At 53.8% G+C, this 18,427-nt stretch carries 15 protein-coding genes; 11 read left to right on the top strand and 4 right to left on the bottom strand.

Going from position 1 to position 18,427, the window contains the following annotated elements:
- Window positions 1–170: 170 nt before the first annotated feature.
- From EBB_RS21295 to EBB_RS21250, 10 genes are all read left to right on the top strand, one after another.
- A complete protein-coding gene (locus EBB_RS21295; protein WP_229427622.1) occupies window positions 171–2,927 on the top strand; it encodes a TonB-dependent receptor in 2,757 nt (918 codons plus the stop codon).
- 256 nt (window positions 2,928–3,183) lie between these two features.
- On the top strand, window positions 3,184–3,960 hold the full coding sequence (locus tag EBB_RS21290) for an SMP-30/gluconolactonase/LRE family protein (RefSeq protein WP_225587663.1): 777 nt from the start codon (window positions 3,184–3,186) through the stop codon (window positions 3,958–3,960).
- A gap of 632 nt (window positions 3,961–4,592) precedes the next feature.
- A complete protein-coding gene (locus EBB_RS21285; protein ID WP_192395715.1) occupies window positions 4,593–5,099 on the top strand; it encodes a rhodanese-like domain-containing protein in 507 nt (168 codons plus the stop codon).
- A 65-nt stretch (window positions 5,100–5,164) separates the two neighbouring features.
- Window positions 5,165–7,501 (top strand): DUF1549 and DUF1553 domain-containing protein, encoded by a 2,337-nt coding sequence (locus EBB_RS21280; RefSeq protein WP_192395714.1) that lies wholly within the window; start codon window positions 5,165–5,167, stop codon window positions 7,499–7,501.
- 104 nt (window positions 7,502–7,605) lie between these two features.
- On the top strand, window positions 7,606–9,069 hold the full coding sequence (locus EBB_RS21275) for a DUF1501 domain-containing protein (RefSeq protein ID WP_192395713.1): 1,464 nt from the start codon (window positions 7,606–7,608) through the stop codon (window positions 9,067–9,069).
- A gap of 353 nt (window positions 9,070–9,422) precedes the next feature.
- Entirely contained in the window at window positions 9,423–9,809 is a 387-nt protein-coding gene (locus EBB_RS21270) for a hypothetical protein (protein ID WP_192395712.1), read from the top strand.
- A gap of 10 nt (window positions 9,810–9,819) precedes the next feature.
- Window positions 9,820–10,410, top strand: a complete 591-nt coding sequence (locus EBB_RS21265) for a peroxiredoxin (RefSeq protein WP_192396428.1) — start codon at window positions 9,820–9,822, stop codon at window positions 10,408–10,410.
- A 29-nt stretch (window positions 10,411–10,439) separates the two neighbouring features.
- Window positions 10,440–11,135: a c-type cytochrome gene (locus tag EBB_RS21260; RefSeq protein WP_229427619.1), complete on the top strand. Its 696-nt coding sequence runs from the start codon at window positions 10,440–10,442 to the stop codon at window positions 11,133–11,135.
- Window positions 11,136–11,187: 52 nt separating this feature from the next.
- Window positions 11,188–11,778, top strand: a complete 591-nt coding sequence (locus tag EBB_RS21255; protein WP_192395710.1) for a peroxiredoxin — start codon at window positions 11,188–11,190, stop codon at window positions 11,776–11,778.
- An 87-nt stretch (window positions 11,779–11,865) separates the two neighbouring features.
- Window positions 11,866–13,506, top strand: a complete 1,641-nt coding sequence (locus EBB_RS21250) for a PepSY domain-containing protein (protein ID WP_192395709.1) — start codon at window positions 11,866–11,868, stop codon at window positions 13,504–13,506.
- Window positions 13,507–13,700: 194 nt separating this feature from the next.
- Here EBB_RS21250 and EBB_RS21245 read toward each other — a convergent pair whose 3' ends face one another.
- From EBB_RS21245 to cysK, 4 genes are all read right to left on the bottom strand, one after another.
- Window positions 13,701–15,344 (bottom strand): family 2A encapsulin nanocompartment cargo protein cysteine desulfurase, encoded by a 1,644-nt coding sequence (locus EBB_RS21245; RefSeq protein ID WP_192395708.1) that lies wholly within the window; start codon window positions 15,342–15,344, stop codon window positions 13,701–13,703.
- Window positions 15,331–16,248 (bottom strand): family 2A encapsulin nanocompartment shell protein, encoded by a 918-nt coding sequence (locus EBB_RS21240; protein ID WP_192395707.1) that lies wholly within the window; start codon window positions 16,246–16,248, stop codon window positions 15,331–15,333. The genes EBB_RS21245 and EBB_RS21240 overlap by 14 nt, the downstream gene beginning before the upstream one ends.
- Before the next feature lie 101 nt (window positions 16,249–16,349).
- A complete protein-coding gene (gene epsC, locus EBB_RS21235; RefSeq protein ID WP_192395706.1) occupies window positions 16,350–17,279 on the bottom strand; it encodes a serine O-acetyltransferase EpsC in 930 nt (309 codons plus the stop codon).
- Window positions 17,276–18,253, bottom strand: a complete 978-nt coding sequence (gene cysK, locus EBB_RS21230; RefSeq protein ID WP_192395705.1) for a cysteine synthase A — start codon at window positions 18,251–18,253, stop codon at window positions 17,276–17,278. Before cysK ends, epsC begins: the two co-directional genes overlap by 4 nt.
- On the opposite strand from cysK, the gene EBB_RS21225 reads away from it, so the two are divergent.
- Window positions 18,252–18,392, top strand: a complete 141-nt coding sequence (locus tag EBB_RS21225) for a hypothetical protein (protein WP_192395704.1) — start codon at window positions 18,252–18,254, stop codon at window positions 18,390–18,392. The genes cysK and EBB_RS21225 overlap by 2 nt on opposite strands.
- The last annotated feature ends 35 nt before the right edge of the window (window positions 18,393–18,427 follow it).

Genomic DNA, 18,427 nt, shown 5'->3' with positions numbered 1-18,427 from the left:
AAAATTGATATTTTAATTCAATAGTTTAAAGCGAATTGATGGGTGGCTGGCAGCAAGAGGGGCTGCCGCTGGCATGGTCGTTGCGAAGAGCGTTACAGAAAGTTCGAATGGCGGGCGTCGTTTTGGCGTTGGCTCGAATTGGTTTTTGTAACATTCGCATAGGTGAGATCGTGAAGGAAAATTTAATTGGGAGTCTGTCGGCAGACAGCATTGAATCGGTGAAAGTGCCGCTGCACATCAGCAATCGGCGCGGTTTGTCGGTATGTGTGGCAATGGCTATAGCGGGTGGTTCAATGCTGATTGCTAGCGATGCGACCGCCCAAACCGCGCCGGTGAAAAAAAGCGCGAAAAAGACCGGTAATAAAGCGGTTGCCGATACCAAAGTGAACGATTTACAAGCACAGGTCGAACGCTTGAGCCGCGAATTGGAAGCTTCAAAACGGCGTGAGCAGGATTTACTTAAAAGAGGTGTGGCGGTCGCGCCGGTGCCTGCTACTACCGATCCGGCTGCGCAAACCAGTCAGGAGCCGGACAATGTCGCAGCCGCCGCTGAGCCTGAGCCGGAAGAGAAGGCCGACGAGCCGCAAAACCTGTCGGAAGTGGTCGTAACGTCGCGGCGTAAGGAAGAGAAGTTGCAAGAAGTGCCGATTCCGGTGGCGGTAATCAATCGGGAAACGCTGGAGCGGGATAACGTGGTGTCGGTACAAGACTTTTCCCGGCGTGCACCTAACCTGGGTGTAACGTCTGCCAACGCCCGGCAAACCAGTATTGCGCTGCGGGGTTTGGGTAAAAACAGCGGTAATGAATCCATGGAGCCCAGTGTTGGCGTGATGGTGGATAACGTCTGGCGGGCATGGACGGGTGCGGCGTGGGCCAACTTTGCTGATTTGGATCAGGTGGAAGTGTTGCGCGGTCCGCAAGGTACGCTGCAAGGTAAAAACAGTAATCTGGGTTTGCTGAACATTACCACCAAAGCACCTTCATTCAAGAACAGTTATTACGTGGATGGCTTCGCGGGGGATAGGGATACCCTGCAAGGCAAATTCGGCGCTACCGGTACCATTTTGCCTGGTTTGCTGGCGTATCGCGCTTCCGGTTTTATCGATAAGCGTGATGGCTTTGTGAAAAATTTGGATGTGCATCGCAGTGAGGGTGATTTAGGCGAGACCAATGCGCTGGGTGGGCGTTTGCAGTTTCTGTTTACACCAAGCGAAGATTTGAGCGCGCGGCTGATTGTCGATAAAACGGCCTCGACTCAAACCATGAGCGTGCAACCCCTGATCGCCGATCCTACGCGATTTGATGATGGCACCCTGCGAAACACGACCTTCAGTACCCGGTTGGCCAGGGATTGGTTCAATACACTGCGAACCAATGGTCAAGCGGTGACCGTGATTGGTGATCCGAGAGCGATGGCGAATAACGAACGGCGCCAATCGCGCGGTGACGGTTCCGGGGTGTCGGCGGAAATAAACTGGGATGTGGCAGGACATCGGTTGACTTCGATTTCCGCTTACCGGGATGCGTTGTTCGAACCTAACCATGATGGCGATGGTTCGACGGCCGATATCGAACGGATCTCCGGTTGGACCGTTAAAAACGAACAGTGGTCGCAGGAGCTCAGATTAGCCTCGAAAGACCCTGGGCCCGTCGATTACCAATTCGGCGTATTTGCAATGCGCGCTATCGCCAATACCTTTAATCAACGCCTTTTCGGGGTAGATGCCGGCGCTTTCCACGCCAGCAATAGCCAGTACAGCCTGTTGAATGCCAGTCCGGCGTCCAGGCAATTATTGGCGGCGTCCATGCGCGACACCATGCTGACGCAAAACGTGGTGCCTGCCACCGATAGCTATGCCGGCTACGGTCAGATCAACTGGCATGTCACCGATGATGCGACTTTGACCTTAGGTTTGCGCAATACGTATGAACGTCGGGAGAACACCGGTTATAGCCGGAATTTGGGCGGTGTGGATTTAGATGCTTTGGGTGCTTCCTTGGGCTCCAATGCCGCGCAGATTGCAGCGGCCAAGGCTATCCGCAGCAATCGTTTGGGCCCGGAATGGGACGCGCCGCGGCAAGGTTTCGATCAGAATTCGCAAAACTGGTTAATCAATCCCAGTTACAAAGTGAATAAAGATTTGATGGTCTACGGTTCGGTGGCCGGCGGTCAAAAATCCGGGGCCGCACAGTTCAACTTTAACACCGGGGCCACGGAAAACGTCAAGCCGGAAGATGTGATGGACTACGAATTTGGTTTCAAGAGCACTTGGCTGGATCGCAAGCTGGTATTCAACGTCAACTTGTACCAAACCGACATTCAAAGTTTTCAATCGCAGTTGGTCGCGCCCGATCCACTGCGGGCGGGGCAGTTCTTGTCTCAGCTCGGTAACATCGGCGGTATTCAATTACGCGGTATCGAATTGGAAACCAATTGGGACATTACTCAAGGTTTGAACGTGTTCTTGAACGGTTCGTATAACAAAGCCATTTACACCGACTTTGCCAACGCGCCGTGCCCGCCGGAAGCGAATAACAACGGATTTTGCGATCAAACCGGCAAAACCATCCCGAACGCGCCGGCGTTTACTGCTAACTACGGGATAGATTACCGGTCGCCTTTAACCTTTGGCTACGGTAACGACTACGGTTTGCAGTGGCATGCTTATTTGATCGATAGCTTTAAATCCGCGGCTAACTATAACGCCAGTTTGTCGCGCTATGGTAAGCAGGACGCCTATCACGTCACCGATGGCGGGATTGGGGTGGGTACTAAAAATGGCAAGTACAACCTGGATTTGGTCGGTAGAAACATCTTTGACACGATCTACTTTACCAATGCCAGTAACTTTTCCGGTACTGGCGCGGCGAGTGCGTCTTACGGCGATGCGCGTTACTACGGGGTGCACTTTAGAGCCAAATTCTAATGGTTACACTCGCCGGACGGCTAGACCGCCGTCCGGCAAACTGATTTATCGAAACATTTGCAAAGGAAATACTTATGTTATCTAAACACTTCTATTTACTGGGATTTAGCGCGTTGATTTATGTGGCGGCGGCCAGCGCGGACGATCCGGTTACCCCAGCTATTCCCGGCGTCGCCGCCGGCGGTGTGGTAGCCGAGCTGATCAAAGACGGCTTTAACGGGACCGAGGGCCTATTGGTTATAGTGACGGCAGTTTATTGTTTACTGAAACCCAAGCGAACAAAATCATACGGATCGGCACGGACGACAAAGTCTCGACGTTTCTGGAAAACTCCAACGGCGCCAACGGCCTGGCGTTAACGCCCGACGGTGACATCGTCGCGGTACAAACCGTCAAAACCAAAGTCGGTGTGGTTTATCCGGCCAATAATAAAAATACCTTGGCCGAAAATTATCAAGGCACGGCATTTCAACGGCCCAACGATTTGGTGCGCGCCAGCAACGGCGGTATCTACTTTACCGATAGCGGTACGCGGCCTAGCAAGGAAAATCCTAATCCGCCGCCGTCGCATCCCGGCGTGTTTTATATTTCACCCGGCGGCGAGCTAAAACAATTGGCGACCGACATTGAACGGCCCAACGGTATTCAATTAAGCAAGGACGAAAAAGTTTTGTACGTCGCCAATACCCCAGGCGAACACATCCTGGCTTACGATATTGCTGCGGACGGCTCGATTCAGAATCGGCGCAATTTCGCCAAACTGGAGGGTTGGAAAAAAGGCGAAGACGGCACGTGGTCCAGCGGTGCAGACGGCATTGCATTGGATGACGAAGGCAGGTTGTATGTTGCTTCCAATGCCGGCGTAGAAATCATAAGCGCTAAAGGTGAGAGCCTGGGCGTGATTACACTACCCAAAAAGCCGCAGAACCTGGCGTTTGCTGGTATTGATAAGAAAACCCTGTATGTCGTCGGTCGCGGCGCGGCCTATAAAATTCCGTTGCTGACTACCGGTATTAGCAGTCGGCCGAAATAGCCAATTTGACGAAGTATCTCAAACGGCCCTTAAAACCTGACTTAAGGGCCACCAGCATTTCATCAAGCTCTCGTGGTGAGAACCTCTAACGGGCAAGGATTGATCCTTAGCCCGTTTTTTTGTCCGGCGTTTTGGCCGGACTCCCAGTGGCGCAGACCGGGAAGTTACAGCGTTCGTGCTTGGCCTATCTGTACGCCTCCTTTCTATAGACCCAAGCCACTTTATTAAGCTCAACCTTAAATAGCGCTCGCCTTTCTGCCTTTGAAGGGCTTGTCGAAGCGCCAAGCACTTCAGGCTTTGATGAGCTCAGCCCGAGCGGCGCATCAGGGATAAGTCCGGCCGGACTAATCAACGATTGGCGTGGTGCTAGCCCAGCAACAGGGCATGTTGCGACCCTGCTGAATTTCCACCAGTTGCTTGGACCGCACTTGCATATTGAGGGATTTATCAAGCGTTATCGAGAGTAGTTTTAAATAAATATCACGTTTTAAATCAATGGGTAACAAGGGGTTAATGGTTATTTATGGCGGATATTTTTCGAGTGGCATGCTAGTTGCCTTTTACCTAATGAGGAACCTTATTCAAGCGCGATAAACCGTGCAGTTAGCAACTAATAACAGGAAGACATAGCAATGAAAAACACGACCACAGCGGCTCTTTTAGCTCTGATTTTGGCGGCTCCACTCGCTTTTGCCGCCGACGCGGACGCCGGTAAAAAAACCGAGGCGCCGGCCGCGCGGCCTTATACCTATAAAACGCCCAAATTGAATCGCGCGGAAATCGATGCCTTACTCGCCAAGCCTGAGCAAGTATTGTTTATCGATGTGCGCCGTCCCGATGAGATCAGCAAGATCGGTACCTTTCCCGTCTATTTGAACGTACAAATCGATGAACTGGATAAGGCTTTGCCGTTTATCCCCAAAGAACGCTCGATTGTTACTGTGTCCAATCACGCCGGCCGTGCCGGTAAGTCTGCCGATTTGCTGGCTGAAAAGGGTTTCAAAGTGGTAGGCGCGATAGGTTCGCAAAACTATGAAGAAGAGGGCGGCAAGATTACCAAAATCGTCCCGCCCGCGCCTAAGCCCGAAGAGCATGCCAAAGAGCAAGAGCACAGCAAAGGCCATAAGCATAAAGGTTAATTTCCGAATGAGGTTGGGTTAAGTCCCGGCTTCGTTCCATCAAGCTGTTATTTTGGAGGAATTCAATGAAAATAAAACTATATTGCGCGGTGGTCTGGGGATTGGCGCTGGCACTTTCCGACGCAGCCCAGGCAGCAGAGGAGAAACCGGCGACTGAAGCCGCTGCGCCCGCCGGACAAACGAAATCCAAACTGTGGTCATATCAACCGGTCAAAGCGCCTGCAGTGCCTGACGTGCAGCAGAAAGATTGGGTGAGAACCCCTATTGATGCGTTCGTGTTGGCACCGCTGGAAGCCAAGGGCATCAAGCCTTCGCAGGATACCGACCGCGCGTCGTTCATCCGCCGGGCTACGCTGGATGTGTGGGGCGTCATTCCCACCCCGGAAGAAGTCGATGCATTTGTTAACGATAAATCGCCTGATGCCTACGAAAAATTGGCGGACCGATTGTTGGCTTCGCCTAAATACGGCGAGCGCCAAGGGCGTAAATGGCTGGATTTGGCGCGTTATGCCGATAGTACCGGTTTCCAAAACGATAATGATCGCTTGAACATGTGGCGTTACCGCGATTACGTGATTAGCTCATTTAATCAGGACAAGCCGTACAGCAAATTTATTCAGGAACAATTGGCCGGCGACGAATTGTGGCCGGGCGACGAACAAGCCCTGGTGGCCACCGGCTTCATGGCGCAATTCCCGGACAACAGCAACTCCCGAGACTTGGTACAACGCAAATACCAAATTACTACGGATATTACCGATACCGTGGGCAAGGTGGTGTTGGGTCAAACCGTGGAATGCGCGCGTTGCCATAACCACAAGTTCGACAAGATCAGCCAGAAAGATTATTTCTCGCTACAGTCGTTCTTTGCCAACGTCGCGCCGGTAGACAACATCCCCGCGAAGAAAGGCGAAGTGGAAAAAGCCTACGAACAACAGTACGCCAAATGGGAAGAGGCGACTAAAGATATTCGCGCCAAGAAAAAAGCCATTATCGATACGCACAGGGAAGAGGCACTTAAATATCACAAGGAACGTTATTTGACCGACTCGCGGGAAGCGATCTTCAAACCTAAAGAGCAATGGAATGCTCGCGACCGTTGGGTTAACCATCGTTTGGCAAATGTGACCGACGAAGGCAGTTTGGAATCGTATTTCCGGGAAAAAGGTGAAAGTACCGATGCCAAAACCCGCGATCCAAAAATCGCCGAGCAATGGGCCGAGCTGGAAAAGCTGGATAAAGAACTTAAAAAATTCAACGATTTGAAACCCACCACGTCCTCCAACACCATTTCGGCGATGACCGAACTGGGTCATCCTGATGCGCCGCCTAGCTATGTGTTTGCGGTAGGCGATCACGAAAAGCCATTGGAAGAAGTGCAGCCGGCGTTTCCGGAAGCGATTACCGACGAAAAACCGGACATCAAACCGTTGCCGTTTTCATCCGGCCGGCGGTCAGCGCTGGCGAAATGGATTACCAGCCCGACCAATCCTCTGACCGCTAGGGTGTATACCAATCGGATTTGGGACCAATATTTCGGTAAAGGTATCGTTACCACCGTCAGCGATTTCGGTAAAGCCGGTCAAAAACCGACGCACCCCGAGTTGTTGGATTACCTGGCCTCCAAATTCGTCAACGACGGTTGGAGCGTGAAAAAACTGCACCGTGAGATATTGCTGTCCAGCGTTTATCGCCAATCGTCCGATTATCGTGAAGATGTGGCGCAAGCCGACGGCGAAAACCAATTGCTGGCAGTGTTTCCGCGCCAACGGTTGGAAGCCGAGCAGGTCAGGGATTCCTTATTAGCCGCGGCTGGCAAACTGGAAGAGAAAGTAGGTGGACCTAGCGTGTACCCGCCGTTGCCAAAAGCAATCAACACCACCAGCGGCAACTTCCAAGGCGATCCGGCCTGGAAAACCTCGAAGGATGTTCACGATCAGAACCGCCGTAGTTTGTACATCTTTACCCGGCGCAGTATCCCGTATCCGATCCTGGACTCTTTCAACATGGCGTCGCCACAGGAAGCGCACAGCAAACGCGAGGTAACCACCACGCCGTTGCAAGCCCTGACCCTGTACAACAGCGAGCTGATTTTCGACTGGTCTAAATCCTTGGCCGGCCGGGTTATCAACGAGGCGGGTGAAGATGAAGAAGATCGCATCAGCAGACTGTATCAAATCTTGTTTGCGCGGCAACCGAACGATGGTGAGAAAGAGTCGTTGCAGGCCTTCTTGAATGAACAGGAAGCCATCATTCGCGCCAAGGCGGCGGATGGCAAGTTTGAAGTGAACGTACCGGCCGGCGTTAAGGACAAGCCGCTGGGTGACCCTGTTAGAGCCGCTGCGTTCGTGGATTTGGTCCACGTGGTAGCCAACTCCAACGAGTTTATCTACCGGTTTTAAGCATACATAAGGACTGGGCTTAACAGGCCGCCTACCGATTCGGCAGGCGGCCCACAGAACCTAAGTCTTTGCCGACACAAAATACTATTCAAGAGGTTTAGATAATGAACAACAAATCACGTCGCGATTTTTTAATAAAAACCGGCTATGGCTTGGGCGGCTTGGCTGTCAGCGGTTTTCTGCCCGGCGGTGGCGTCATTGCCACTGCCCTGGCGGACGATCCTGCCCTGCAAGCTTTGGCCGGCGCCAATCCTTTAGCGCCGAAAGCGCCGCATTTTGCGCCGAAAGCCAAAACCGTCATCTGGCTGCACATGTCCGGTGCCCCCAGCACGCTGGACTTGTACGACTACAAACCGCAGTTGGTCAAACAAGCCGGTACCGGTATTCCTGCGTCGTTTTTGCAAGGCATCAAAACTAGTACCCAAGGCGGTATCACCAAATTGATCGCCACTAAACGCGACTGGAAACAGCACGGGCAAAGCGGCGCCTGGTTTTCCGACTGGCTGCCCAATTTGGCGGAACATGCTGACGACCTGGCGTTTATTAAATCCAGCGTCACGGTTGGTGCGACCCACGATATTTCCATCATGAAGTTGAACACCGGCGGCTTGAACCCCGGCCGGCCAACGCTCGGTGCCTGGGTGCAATACGCTTTGGGTTCGGCGAACCCCAATCTGCCGGCCTACGTGGTGTTGTACAACGACAAACGCGAACCACGCGGCGGTGTGACGAACTGGGAATCCGGCTTTTTACCCGCGGTTTATCAAGGCACGCCGTTCCGTCCCGGCAATTCGCCGATTCTGCATTTGAACAACCCGGAATATCTGGCTAACGCGGAAAAACGCCATGCGCTGGACTTGTTGAAACAGATTAATCAACAGCATGCGGCCAACTATCCGACCGATAGCGAACTACAAGCCCGCACCGAATCTTACGAGCTGGCTTACCGTATGCAGGAAACCGCACCGGAAGCGGTTGACTTCAGCAAGGAGTCTGATGCAACCAAAGCACTATATGGCCTGAACGACGAAATTACCCGCCCATACGGTGAATTGTTGTTGCGTGCCAGACGCTTGACCGAACGCGGCGTGCGCTTCGTGCAAGTCGTATCCGGCCCGACCGACATCAAAGGCGACAGCCGCGATTGGGACGCGCACCAAAACATCGAAGACAACCACAGCAAGCATTCAAAAATTATTGACAAACCAATCGCCGGTTTGTTGAAAGATTTGAAAGCCAAAGGATTGCTGGATGACACCCTGGTGGTGTGGACTTCCGAGTTTGGCCGTACCCCATGGAGCGAATCCGGCGACGGCCGCGACCACAACCCTTGGGGTTATACCCAATGGATGGCGGGCGGCGGCGTCAAAGCCGGCTACACCCATGGCGGCACCGACGAGCTGGGCGTACAAGCCATCAAAGGTACCGAAGTGGATACCTATGACTTGCACGCGACGGTGCTGAATCAGTTGGGTCTGGATCACTTGAAACTGATTTACAAGTATCAAGGCCGTTCGGAACGTCCAACCGTGGTGTACGGCAAAGTGATCAAGGAATTGATTGCTTAAGGTCGGGTTTTAACGGATTACCCGAAGGCTTGGCGCTTTCGGGTAAGCGATTCGCCGAACCGGCTATTTGCCGGGGCAAGGCGAATGTGAACCAAAGTGGACATCTCTGAAATTCCTTCTTTATCAAACAGGGCGTTAGGACGATGCTGTCAGGTGAGCGTTTATCCCGGCAAGGAGGCTGGGGCCAATGGACGGCAAACCGGATATCTCCCGGTAATACGCGAAGCCGGGCCTTTGTGGGGGCCTTGGGTGACAGTGGGTCGTTTGAGTCCTGTTTGGCGAAGAGGGAATTTTAGAGATGTTCTGAGAAAACAATTTAGTGCGGTATGTAAAGCCGTGACAGGGTTATTGATATGCGAAAGACGATTTATCTTTTCGGAATTGGGTTGGTTCTTAGCAGCAGCGCGGTGATTGCCGAAAGCGAATTTGATTTCGAAGAGTTAATGAATGATGTGGAAACCAAAATTCAGGAAGTGCAAAACAATATTGCCGCCAAGGACGCGAACACCGCGGTAACCCAAGCCAAGCAATTACAGGACGAATTCAAGCTGGTTGAAGAATTTTTTGCCAAGCGCGGCAATGCCGACGACGCCACGCATAACGCCAAGGAATATCAGGACAAGGCGGCGAATATTCAGAATGCGCTGGCTGCCGGTGATTTCGATACGGCTGCAGTGGCCGCCAACGACTTTTCCAAACAATGCCGCGGCGCCTGCCACGACAAATACAAACCTCTCTAATTGAAGAATGATGAAAAACTTATTTTTGAAAAGCCTGCTGCCTGCCGTCTTTGCTTTGCCGGTGATGGCCGCGCTCCCGGAAGGCCATCCAGCCCCGGATTTTCAAGCGCAAGCTTCCCTGGCCGGCAAGGCGTTTAATTACACGCTGGAAGATGCTTTGAAGAAAGGTCCGGTAGTCGTGTACTTCTATCCGTCCGCTTATACCGGCGGCTGTAATCTGCAGGCGCATAGTTTTGCGGTCAATCACGAAAAATTTGCCGCCGCCGGTGCCAGCATCGTCGGGGTATCGCTGGACAGCATCGAGCGCCTGAACGACTTTTCCGCCGACCCCAATTACTGCGCCAGCAAATTTCCGGTGGCATCCGATGCCGACGGCAAAATCTCCGGTCATTACGATATTGCCGTGAAAGCCGCCGCGCCGGGTAAAACCGATAGCCGAGGCGTGGAAATCAACCACGGCTTTGCCGAACGTACCACGTTTGTGATCACGCCGAACGGCAAAATTGCTGCGACCTTGGGTGGTTTGAAGCCGGAAGAAAATGTCGCCAAAGCGTTGGAAATCGTCGAAAAGCTCGCCGCTGATCGACCGAAGGCGAACTAGACATGGGGTTTTGCCGTTGGCTATGCGCTGTGGCGCCCGACACCAAACGCCGCGGAGCAAGGCATCATTGGCGCCGCCGCAGTCCGTGGCTGGCCGTCAGTACCTTTGCCTTGCTGGCCTCGGCGAAAACCGTATTGGCCGAGCAGGGCGCTGAGCTTGCCTTACAGCGTATCGGCACCGGCAATCCGGTCGCCGGTAAACAAAAATCGGCGGACGAACGTTGCCAGGAATGTCATGGCGAGGACGGCAACAGCGGCGATGTCAGAATTCCTAGCCACGCCGGCCAATACGCCGGTTATTTGGTTAAACAGCTCAGCGATTTTAAATCTGGCGCGCGCAGCCATGAAATCATGAATGTGATGGCCGCCGATCTGACTCAAGAAGACATGGCCGACATCGCAGCGTATTTTGCCAGCCAACAAGTCATGCGCGGCGACCGAATTGCCGACAACCCGCTCGCTAAAAATTTGTTTGTAAACGGCGATGCAGCGCGGGATTTACCCGCGTGCGCCAGTTGCCACGGCGAAAACGGTAAAGGCAAGGTGGTGGATAAGGTCATTTACCCGGTTATAGGTGGGCAGCGCCGGGTTTATTTACGCAGCCAATTGACTAATTGGAAGTTGGGCGAACGCAAAAACAGCCCGGAAGCCGTGATGAACAAGGTCGCCAAGTCTTTAAACGACGACGAATTGAATGCCTTGGTCGAATACCTATCTGGGTTGTAAGTAGATGAATGTCCTGCCGGAAGCTTATTCCCATCCTTTTTACGGAGTTGATATGAAACGTTTTTTTATGGGTAGCGCACTATTGCTGTTAGTCGCGTTCTCGGCACTTGCTGGTTTGCAAGAAGGCGATGTGGCGCCGGATTTCGAGACCCAAGCCTCGTTTGCCGGCAAGCCGTTTGCCTATTCCTTGAAGGAAGCGCGCGGTAAGGGTCCGGTAGTGGTGTATTTCTATCCAACCGCTTACGGGCGCGGCTGCAATATTCAGGCAAGAACTTTTGCGATCAATCACGACAAATTTACCGCCGCCGGTGCGACGATTGTGGGTGTGTCCTTGGACAGTATCGAGCGGCTGAAGGAGTTTTCGGCCGACCCTGATTATTGCGCCAGCAAATTTCCGGTGGCCTCGGATGCGGACGGCAAGATCGCCAATTCTTACGGCTTGAGTGTGGACGAGTCGAAAACCGGGCGCTTGGACAGTCGCGGCGTACAAGTCAATCACGGTGCCATCGCTCGGACCACGTTTGTGGTAGCGGCGGACGGCAGGATCGTCGCCAGCGTCGGCGACTTGCAACCCGCCGAAAATGTCGAAAAGGCCTTGGAGATTGTGCAAGGTTTAGGTAAATCCGCGCAGGCTGGTCAATAGCGGTTTAGGGAAGTGTGCTAGGGGGCGAAGTGCAAAGTTATTTTCAACGGATAGTGTCATCAACAAAGGGCGTTTAAGAGGGCGGCAATGAAGAAGTCTTTGAATTGGTTGTTATATGAAACCCACCGCTGGCTGGGTGTGGTGTTGGCTTTGTTCGTGTTTTTCTGGTTTTTCACCGGCATCGCGATTATCTATTCGACGCCGACCACGCAAAGCCGCAGTCAGCAATTGGCGCATGCGGAAAGCCTGGCGCCGGAAGCAGGCTGGTTGAGCCTGGGCGAAGCCTGGGAGCGCAGTGCCGAGCAGCGCAAGCTGTTTGTCGCGCAACATCAATCCAAACCGGCGAACATGGGTGAACACGGCGCGCAAGCTAAAACCGAAGCGGGCAATGGCGCCGAAGCGGCTGTCGGTATAGCCGATGCCCGTTTGGTAAGGCAAAACGATGAGCCATTTTGGCTGGTTGAAGATACCAAAGGCGCGCGCTTTGCGCTGTCCGCACTGGACGGCAGCTTACGCGAAACTTCGGTGGAGCAGGCGTTACGCATCGCCGATGATTGGTTCAAGCGTGAGGGTATTAATCAGAATTTGCAAGTGGTGGAAACGGTGGAAGCGCCGATTATTCTGCGCAACCAGGATGCTTTGCGGCCGTTTCACAGGGTGGCGAGCGACGACGGTGACGAGTTGTTGATTTCGGCGCGTACCGGAGAAGTCCTGCATGCCTCGACCCGCATCGATAGGGCGTTTTACTATGCCGGCAATTGGCTGCATTTGTTCAAACCTCTGGAAGCCATCGGTCTGGGTCAATATCGCCACGACGTGCAACTGTGGTCCGGCTTGGGCGCGACCATCGCGTGTATCACCGGTTTAATTATCGGTTGGTTGCGCTGGCGGCCGGGTTTTAACGGCAAGCCCACATACTCGCAAGGCCGTACGCAACCGTACCGGGAGTTTTGGTTTAAATGGCATTTCTGGAGTGGTTTGATCGGCGGTACTGTGGCGCTTTCTTGGGCGCTGAGCGGATTTATCGATACTAATCCCGGCAAATTATTTTCCGAAGCTAATCCATCTCGTCAAGAGCTGAACCGTTATTTGGGCAAGGTGTTACCCGATGCGATGCGCAATTGGCAGCCCGGCCCGCTGAATACGGCCGAGGGTAAGGACATTGTTGAATTGGCTTGGCGCCGCTTGGGCAGCGAAGCGGTGTTATTGGCCTATGGCCGCGATGGTCAGCGATTGCCGCAAGCGGTGGATGGGGCGGTTCAGCAATTCAATAAAATCTCGGTAACCGAGGCGATTCAGCGTGTGGCAGAAGATACGCCCATCGCCAGCCAGGAATTGCTGGACGACTACGACAGCTATTATTACCCACGGCATAATCAAAGCTTGGTGGAAAAGCCCTTGCCGGTGGTATCGGTACAGTTGGCGGATGAAGCTGGCACCCGGTTTTACCTGGACCCGCAAGACGGTAGCTTGCTAGCCAAGCTGGATCGAAGCCGTCGGGTATTTCGCTGGTTGTATTCCGGCTTGCATCATTGGGATTTCGGTTGGCTATATCACCGGCCGATCTGGGATGCCTGGATGTTGACTTGGGTGGGGTTCGGTTTGGTTCTGGGCGCCAGTTCGCTGGTGGTCGGTTGGAAAAGGCTGGTCAAAACCTTTAAGCCGAAAAAACGCAAGGCGACCGGACCGCAGTCGGTGCTGGAACTTGCTACGGAAACCCGTAGTTAAGATAATAAATGTTCGGTAACGCCAGGATAACTGGCGTTACCGATACCCTCAGATACAAGGCCTAGAACCAAGATGGTTTTATAGCGGCTTTATTCCTACTTCCTCGCGTTGAAAATACTTCTAAAAATAGTTTGGCATGTCCAGCGCGAGTATTTGAGGTCAAGACTGTATGCCCTTGACCTCAAAATGTTAGGCTAGAACCGCCGAGAAGTGCACTGCAACCGTTTTAGGGCTGCCGATAACCTATCGATTTCCTCGTAAGTGTTATAAAACGCCAAAGAGGGTCTTACGGTACTTTCCAAGCCAAAACGGCGCAAAATGGGCTGTGCGCAATGATGGCCAGAGCGCACGGCGATGCCGGCCTCATTCAAGGCTTTACCCACATCTTGAGTGCTATGACCGTCCAACACGAACGATGCCACGCTGGTCTTTTCCGGCGCGGTGCCGATCAAACGCAGACCCGGTATGGCTTGCAAGGCATGCATGGTGTAAACCAGCAGTTCATGCTCGTAGCGGGCTACATTTTCGATACCGATCTTGTTCAGGTATTCCAGCGCCGCACCCAAGCCCACCGCATCGGCAATATTGCCGGTGCCCGCTTCGAATTTGGCCGGTGCCGGTTGGTAGACGGTTTTTTCGAAGGTGACGTCTTCGATCATATTCCCGCCGCCTTGCCAAGGCTGGGTAGCCTCCAGAACTTCCGCCTTGCCGTACAGCACGCCGATACCGGTCGGACCGAAGATTTTGTGACCGGAAAACGCCAACCAATCGCAATCCAAAGCCTGTACATCAACCTTCAAATGCGACACCGATTGCGCGCCGTCCAGCAACACTTTAGCGCCGGCCCGGTGGGCTAGTTCGATCATTTCCTGCGCCGGCGTGACGGTGCCCAACGCATTGGAGACCTGCGTAAACGACACCAGCTTGGTTTTGGCATTCAGCAGTTTTTGATACTCGGACAAAATCACTTGCCCGTTATCATCGACCGGGATAACTCGGAGTACCGCACCGGTTTCCGCGCACAGTTGCTGCCAGGGCACGATGTTGGCGTGATGTTCCAGCCAGCTGATGACAATTTCGTCGCCCGCACCAATGTTTTGCTTACCCCAACTTTTGGCAACCATGTTGATGGCTTCGGTGGCGCCACGTACGAAGACCACTTCATCGGCGGACGAGGCATTGATAAAACGCGCGACGATTTGTCGTGCGCCTTCATAAGCATCGGTCGCACGTGCCGCCAATTCATGCGCGGCCCGGTGAATGTTGGAGTTTTCGTGCTGATAAAACTCGGAAATCCGATCAATCACCACCTGCGGCTTTTGCGTGGTAGCGGCGTTATCCAGCCAGGCCAGCGGATAACCATTTACCCGCTCTTGCAAAATTGGAAAGTCTCGCCGCACAGCATGCACGTCAAACGGCGGATGCGCAGAGCCTAAACCCGGTATTTGCGCCGCACGAGCCAATGCCGATACGTCGTTTAAAAAATAAAACGATGAAGCGCTGGGCGTTGTGGGCTGAGTTTTACCAAACGGTGTGGCAAGGGCCGTTTGCAAATCCGCTGTGCCGGGCAAGGCAAAACTGCGTTGCACCAGGGCGGAAATAGCCGTGTCGTCTATGTCGGGCCGGGAGTCGAAACCGGAACTGACGTTATTAAAAGGTACGGCAGTTGCCGCCGAGACCGGCGCGGTATCGATGGCTTCGCCACCATTAGGCACTTCCCGGAAAAACTGATTGGCCAAGCGCGTCAATTCAGCGGTGTCCGGTAAGCCATCGGGAACCGTGCCACCGCTCAGCGCTTGCTGCGCCAGGCCAGCCAGGTCACTGTTATTGGTAGTCATAGTAGTTGCCTATTTCGACATTCTCCAATACGCCGATGGCATCTTCGGTCAACACAGCCAGCGAGCAATACAAGGATACTAGGTAGGACGCGATAGCCTTGTGGTTGATGCCCATGAAACGCACGGACAGGCCCATGCTCAGTTCGTCGGTCAAATTGGGTTGATACAATCCGACCACGCCTTGACGGCTTTCGCCGGTGCGCAACAACAGGATATTAGTTTTACCGTTGGTGATTTTCAATTTGTCGGTCGGAATCAAAGGCAGGCCGCGCCAAGTCAAAAATTGCGAACCGAACATGGAAATGGTTGGTGGTGGTGTACCGCGGCGAGTGGCTTCGCGGCCGAACGCGGCGATGGCGCGTGGGTGGGCCAGGAAGAAAGCGGGCTCTTTCCAGACTCTGGCAATCAACTCGTCCAGGTCGTCCGGGGTTGGCGAGCCTTTGCGGGTTTGCACTTTTTGCGCAGGTGCGACGTTGTTTAACAAGCCGTATTCGGTGTTATTGATCAGCTCGCTTTCTTGACGTTCTTTGACGGTTTCGATGGTCAAACGCAACTGTTCGTGGATTTGGTTGTATGGGCTGCTGTACAAATCAGCGACGCGGGTGTGAACATCCAACACGGTATTGACCGCGTTCAAGCGGTATTCGCGGCCCCATTCTTCGTAATCGACAAAGGTTTGCGGCAGCACTCTTTCATCCAGGCTGGAACAATCAACGGCGATGCTGGTTTCGCTTTTGACTTTGTTGACCCTGTAAATACCTGCCTCGACCGGCACCCAGTGCATCAAATGCACTAGCCAGCGCGGGGTGATGGTACCCATCATGGGCACGGTTTTGGTGGCGTTGGATAAGGTGCGCGCAGCGACGTCGCCTAATGCGGTATGGGCTTGATGAATGTCTGACATGGTGATTTTCCTTTATTGAGTGGGGTGGTTTGTTAACTGTGTGTTTTTGTTATGAATTAGTTAAATGCTGGTTTAAAAAATATTCGCGTTGTGTTTGCATGCTAAATCCCGCCGCCGCCGGCAAATACTTCGGTCCGATTCTGGCCCTGGCTGACCAGACTATCGGGCGGCACGCTGTGGGTTAACCAGACGTTACCGCCTATCGTCGAACCCCGGCCTATGGTGATGCGGCCCAAAATAGTGGCGCCGGCGTAAATCACCACGTCGTCTTCGACGATGGGGTGGCGGGCGTTACCCTTGACCAGAATGCCGTTGTCGTCCTTGTCAAAGCGTTTGGCGCCCAGCGTGACCGCTTGATATAAGCGCACTCTGCGGCCAATAACTGCGGTTTCGCCGATTACCACGCCGGTGCCGTGATCGATAAAAAAGCTTTCGCCGATTTGCGCGCCAGGATGGATGTCGATACCGGTGGCGGAATGCGCGACCTCGCTAATCACGCGTGCCACCAGCGGCAAACCTAATTCGTAGAGCACATGCGCCAGCCGGTGATGAATCACGGCGGTAATGCCCGGATAGCAAACCAAGACCTCGTCTGCACAACGCGCGGCGGGGTCGCCTTCGTAAGCGGCTTGAATGTCGGTGTCGATCAATTGCCGCACAGCAGGCAGTTGGGCAGCAAATTGTCGAGTGATCTCGGTGGCCTGGCTGTAGGTGTCCAGGGAAAGGCCTTGCTGTTCGGCAACGAATTGCAATTCCAGACCGATTTGCCGTTGCAATTGCCGTAGCAGACTATCCAGGGTATGGCCGACGAAATAATCGATACCTTCGTCGGTGAGATCCGGCATCCCCAGCCGATTGGGGAAAAGCGCTGCGCCGAGATTGTCGACGATTTGGCTCAACACCTTGCGCGAAGGCAATTTGGGCGGATGTTCGCGGCGCTGGCGGCTTTCCAGGGATTGCAGGCGCAGTTCACGCAGTTTGGCGACCAGTGCATCGATTTCCCAGCGTTGGCCGTGTTCGCTTGAGGTCATAGCGCTACACCTTGTGGGTCGAACAGGCCTTCAAACAGTGCTGAGCTTAAATACCGCTCGCCGGAGTCCGGCAAGATGACCACGATGGTTTTGCCTTCGTGTTCCGAACGCTTGGCAACCCGCACCGCCGCAGCCACCGCTGCGCCGCAGGAGATACCCGCCAGAATCCCTTCCTCGCGGGCTAGACGGCGAGAGTAGGCGATCGCATCGTCGTTACTCACCAAAGCGATTTCGTCAACCAGGGATAAGTCCAGTACTTCCGGCACAAAACCGGCGCCAATGCCTTGGATTTTGTGCGGCGCCGGCTGCAGCGGTTCGCCGGCTCGAAACTGCGTCAAGATTGGACTGGCTTCGGGTTCTACCGCCACCGAAATGATCGGTTTGCGCTGCTTGAATTTGATATAGCGCGATACGCCGGTAATGGTGCCGCCGGTGCCGACGCCGGACACCAAAATGTCGATGGCACCGTCGCAGTCAGTCCATATTTCCGGGCCAGTCGTGAGTTCGTGGATGCTGGGGTTAGCGGGGTTTTTAAATTGTTGTAACAACACATAGCGGTCTGGATCGGACGCGGCAATTTCTTCGGCTTTGGCTATGGCGCCTTTCATACCCTTGGCGCCTTCGGTGAGGACCAATTTGGCGCCGTACGCCACCAATAATTTGCGCCGTTCCAAACTCATGGTTTCCGGCATGGTCAGGGTCAGTGGAATCCCGCGTGCGGCAGCCACGAAGGCCAGGGCGATGCCGGTATTGCCGCTGGTTGGTTCTATCAGTTCTTTGCCGTTGGGTAGCAGGCCGCGTTGCTGGGCGTCGTTAATCATGGCCGCGCCAATCCGGCATTTCACGGAGTAGGCGGGGTTTCGGCCTTCGACCTTGGCCAGCAATGTTACTGGTGCGCCGTCGGTGATGCGATTTAGTCTAACCAGCGGTGTTTTGCCAATGGATTGCGAGTTGTCTGGATACCAATGCGTCATGGCGATGTTGCTCCCTTTTGATTTTCTGCGGGCCAAAAAAAAGCCAGCAGCCGGCGAAGGCGTACTGGCTTCCGGTGGTCCGGTCAGCGTTTTAATTACGGTACTGGGTTTGAACAGAGCCTGTCAACACAAGGGCTGATCGCTCAGTTTTCGATAATGCTTATTTGTAATATG

This window comes from Methylomonas fluvii (assembly GCF_014850975.1).
GTDB classification, from domain to species: Bacteria; Pseudomonadota; Gammaproteobacteria; order Methylococcales; family Methylomonadaceae; genus Methylomonas; species Methylomonas fluvii.
The sequence above is the reverse complement of the archived record's forward strand: the minus strand, read 5'-3'. Positions and strand labels throughout refer to the sequence as shown.